At 59.8% G+C, this 4123-nt stretch carries 3 protein-coding genes and 2 pseudogenes; 2 read left to right on the forward strand and 3 right to left on the reverse strand.

What is annotated here, in order from left to right; genetic code table 11:
* Nucleotides 1-720 (forward strand): annotated as a pseudogene (locus QZ329_RS15100) (hypothetical protein); the annotation flags it as partial.
* A gap of 15 nt (nt 721-735) precedes the next feature.
* The gene (locus tag QZ329_RS15105; RefSeq protein WP_295753835.1) at nt 736-1773 is read left to right on the forward strand and encodes an alcohol dehydrogenase catalytic domain-containing protein; all 1038 of its coding nucleotides are present in this window, start codon (nt 736-738) and stop codon (nt 1771-1773) included.
* A 283-nt stretch (nt 1774-2056) separates the two neighbouring features.
* Here QZ329_RS15105 and QZ329_RS15110 read toward each other — a convergent pair whose 3' ends face one another.
* The 3 genes and pseudogenes from QZ329_RS15110 to QZ329_RS15120 all read right to left on the reverse strand — a co-directional run.
* On the reverse strand, nt 2057-2317 hold the full coding sequence (locus tag QZ329_RS15110) for an NUDIX domain-containing protein (RefSeq protein WP_365352325.1): 261 nt from the start codon (nt 2315-2317) through the stop codon (nt 2057-2059).
* A 101-nt stretch (nt 2318-2418) separates the two neighbouring features.
* Entirely contained in the window at nt 2419-3525 is a 1107-nt protein-coding gene (gene acrA, locus QZ329_RS15115; RefSeq protein ID WP_295753836.1) for an acryloyl-CoA reductase electron transfer subunit beta, read from the reverse strand.
* 165 nt (nt 3526-3690) lie between these two features.
* A pseudogene (locus QZ329_RS15120) lies at nt 3691-4123 on the reverse strand (electron transfer flavoprotein subunit beta); the annotation flags it as partial.

A 4123-nucleotide genomic window follows, 5' to 3' on the forward strand; every position in this document is an offset into this window, starting at 1 on the left:
CCCTCCCGCTTGTGGGCCGCCGCCGTCCGGCACACCTTGATGAGCTGCTCCTCCATCATCCGCTCGTCCACCATTGACGATGCCTTAGCTGTCCGGGGCCGGGTGGAGGACATTGTCCGAGGTGCCGCCTTGATGACCGGTACCCAGGTCTCCATTCGGTATAATGAGGGAGCGTCCGACTATGTGCCCAACCTGACGCTCACCCGGTTGATGGGCGAGGCGGTGGATGAGGTAGGCCCTATCGCTTACGACGAAGAAGATTACGCGCTGGCCCGAAAGATCCGTGCTTCTTTGCCGGAGGACTGCACAAAGGGTATTGCCTGGGAATTCACCGGCCTTTCGGCGGACGAGGCCCGGGAGTATTATAAAACTCATGTCCTCTACGACCGCCCCGGAAAGTTCATTGACCGGGAGTTTCACGCCCCTGCGTCCACCGATGTGGGGGACGTGAGCCGCTGTGTGCCTACAGCCCAGGTAGAGGTGCCCTGCTATACCATCGGCACCCCCAACCATACCTGGGAAATGACTGCCCAGACACGCAGCACCATTGGCCAGAAGGGAATGCTGGAGGCGGCCAAATGTATTGCCTTGTGTGCTGCCAAGCTGTTCGAGGATCGGGATGGCAGTCTGCTCCAAGCTGCCCGCAGGGAATTTGAGCGGATGGTGGGATCTGGCACCTACGTGTGTCCATTTCCCGACGAGCTGACACCACCACGCTGAAAGGAGAACCCAATTATGATTGCACTGTACAAATCTGTCCCCGGACCAGGAAACGTGAGCCTCCAGGACAGGCCCGAACCTGTTTTGAATAGCGTGAACAACGTGCTGGTGCGGGTAGAGGCCTGCGCCGTGTGCGGCATGGACTTCCATATTTACCATGGTAAATTCCCCTGTACGCCCCCGTTTATTATGGGGCACGAGCTGATAGGTGTGGTGGAACTGGTGGAGGGAGGCGCGGGAACTGTCCAACCTGGGGATCGGGTTACGGCCCAGCCCCACCTCTATGCCTGCGGCCGCTGTCCTGCCTGCAAAATGGGACTGACCCAGCTGTGTGCCCAGACCCGCAGTCTGGGCATTCATCGGGATGGGGCCATGGCGTCCTATGTGGCGGTGCCGGAGAGCTGTCTGCATATTGTGCCCCAGGATGTCCCCACCAGTCAGGCGGCTATTTTGGAGCCCTTCTCTATGGTGCTGGGCAATTTTGGAATCCCGATTGAACAGCAGGCCATGGAAACCGCTGTCGTCATGGGAGCAGGGCAGGTGGGCCTGCTGGGGGTGGCCGCGGCCCGGGCCTGTGGGGCAAAGCAGATTATCCTATGCGGCCGCACCCAGGATACCGCCCTGGGTTTCCCTGCGGCGGAGCAGTTGGGTGCCACCACCCTGATTGACACAGACAGGGATGACGCTGTCGCCCAGGTATTGTCCATGACTGGCGGTGTGGGGGCGGATATTGTGTTGGAGGCCAGCGGAGCCTCGGCGTGTATCAACGCCGCCATGGCCATGGTTAAACCCGGCGGACTCATTACCGTGATGGGCGGCACCCGGCAGGACACTGTGCCTGTTACCTGGGATGTCTGCCTGCGCAAGGCGGTGCGGGTGTGTTTCCACATGAAAAGCAATTATCAGTATATGGATCGGGCCATTGCTCTGCTGGCGGAAGGCTGCAACAGCCTGAAGCCGATGGTGACGGGGGAATACGCCCTGGCTGACTGGCAGGCGGCGTTCCAGGCCATTGAGGAGCGGCGCAGTATCAAAAATGTGCTCTACATCTAAGAAAATCCAGTGATTGTCCGGCATTTGTAAAATCAGTAGTAGAAAGTGCCCTCTCCACAGGCTGGGAGAGGGCGCTTTCTACCATCGCGAGTTCAACAAGTAGTTCTAAGTACGCATAGTTCTCTTGTATGATTTGCCATCCGCTTTGCCGATCTTCTTGCAGCTCTTTTGATTGCAATCACGGCGGTCAGAGATATACTTCAGACTTATGCTCCGAAGCGTTCACGATGCCGCGAAAGACATAGGCCGTGTCCCATAGCTGCTTTTCAAATCTTAGCAAGGATTACGATCGCACCCATTCGCTTGATAAGCACCTACAAAACCCGCCTGCGTTATGCTCCAGCATCCGCGGCACTTCCTCACGGATCTCAGCGTGGAACAGCGTCAGATTGCACATCCAGATCTGGGCCTGTTCCTTTGTCGCTCCCGGCTCCACCCTGCCGCCCACGAATTCCCACAACAGCCCCCGGGACTTGTGGGCAGGACGCTGGCAAATGAGGGACCTATTTCCGCTCCAGATAAGGGCCGCCACCACTTCCGTCACTTTTTTCCATGCTGGCCGTCTTAAATGAAAACAGCCCTGTTTGCTTGGAATACGAAATCCAATCAAGCAGGGCTGTTTTCTAAGTTATTAAGACATACGACTTACTTCGTACCTTCCTTAAATCCCTTAATCGCCTCCGCCAGCATGGGCCCAACCTTAAACAGGTCCCCCGTAATCCCATAAGTAGACGCGTCAAAAATCGGCGCGCTGCCGTTCTTATTCACGGAGATAATGCACTCCGAATCCTGCATCCCCGCCAAGTGCTGGATCGCCCCGGAAATGCCCAGAGCCACATAGATCTTCGGGTGCACGGTCTTGCCCGTCTGCCCCACCTGATGATCCACGCCAATCCAGCCCGCGTCCACCACCGCGCGGGACGCGCCAACCACGCCGCCCAGCACATTGGCCAGCTCCTCGGCGATCTCGATGCCCCGGGTGGGGTTGGAGCTGATGCCGCGGCCCACGGCCACCACCACGTCCGCGCCGATCAGATCCACCAGCTTCTTGGCGGACTTCTTGATCTCCACGAGATCCACGTGGATGTCTTCCCTGCTCAGCTGCACGTCGATGTGCTCGAGCACGGTCTGCTGGCTCTTGGCCTCGTCAAAGGCCTGGGTCTGCATCACGCCGGGACGCACCGTGGACATCTGGGGCCGGTAGTCCGGGCACACGATGGTAGCCATCAGGTGCCCGCCAAAGGCCGGACGGGTCATCTTCAGGTTCTTGGTGTCCTCAAAGGGGGTGTTGTCCACGTCGATGGTGGAGGTGGTCTTGAGGAACGCCTTGTACTTCTCCACATCCACGTCCAGGTGGGTGCAGTCCGCCGTCAGGCCGGTGTGCAGCCGCGCCGCCACACGGGGGCCCAGGTCCCGGCCGATGTTGGTGGCCCCAATCAGGAACACCTCCGGCTTCTTGTCCTCCACCAGGTCGCACAGAACCTTGGTGTACGCGTCGGTGGTGTAGTCCTTGAGCAGCTCGTGGTCGCAGATGTACACCTTGTCCGCGCCGTAGCCGCCCAGGGCCTTGGCGTACTGCTCGTTCACGCCGCTGCCCAGCAGCACGCCGCACAGCTCCACGCCCAGATCGTCGGCCAGCTTCCGGCCCTCGCTCAGCAGCTGGTACCCGGTGCCCAGAATCACGCCGTCCCGCTGCTCACAAAATACCCACACGCCCTGGAAGGCGGCGGTGTCTTTACTATTATAGGCCATAAATAATGTTGCTCCCCTTTCCTTATTGTCACGCTCCAAAACGGTCTGGACGCGCCGGGTTCTAACTCCTACGACTGCGCGAAAAACTCTGTGCGGCTCTGCCGCACGCCGTTTTTCGCTCCGCTCCGTCGTTAGCCCCGTCGCAGACCGTTTTTCCGCGCTTCTTTAAATAATGTGTTTCTCGCCCAGCATGGACACCAGCTGCTCGCAGGCGGCCTTGTCCGCCCCCTCGAGCATGGTGCCCTTGCCCTTCACCGGGGGGGAGAAGGACTTGTATACCTGGGTGGGGGAGCCCTTCAGGCCCACGTTCTCCACGGGGCCGACCCACTTGCTCTCCTTCAACGCCTCGTAGTCCCACACGGCGTAGGGCTTGGAGTAGCACTCCATCACCCCGGGCACGCTCATGTACCGGGGGGTGTTCAGCTCCTTGATGCAGGTGAGCACGCAGGGGGTCTGCACCTTGATGGTCATGTACCCGTCCTCCAGCTCCCGCCGCACGGTGAGCACGCCGCCCTGGAAGTCGATGGCGGTGACGTAGGTCACCTGGGGCAGGTTCAGCTTCTCCGCGATCTGGGGGCCCACCTGGGCGGTGTCGCCG

This window comes from uncultured Oscillibacter sp. (assembly GCF_910579365.1).
GTDB lineage: Bacteria > Bacillota > Clostridia > Oscillospirales > Oscillospiraceae > Oscillibacter.

Bases quoted from the DNA above. Each gene is read 5' to 3' on its own strand.
- acrA (WP_295753836.1), bottom strand. From the start codon at position 3,525: ATGGCCTATAATAGTAAAGACACCGCCGCCTTCCAGGGCGTGTGGGTA.
- QZ329_RS15105 (WP_295753835.1), top strand. From the start codon at position 736: ATGATTGCACTGTACAAATCTGTCCCCGGACCAGGAAACGTGAGCCTC.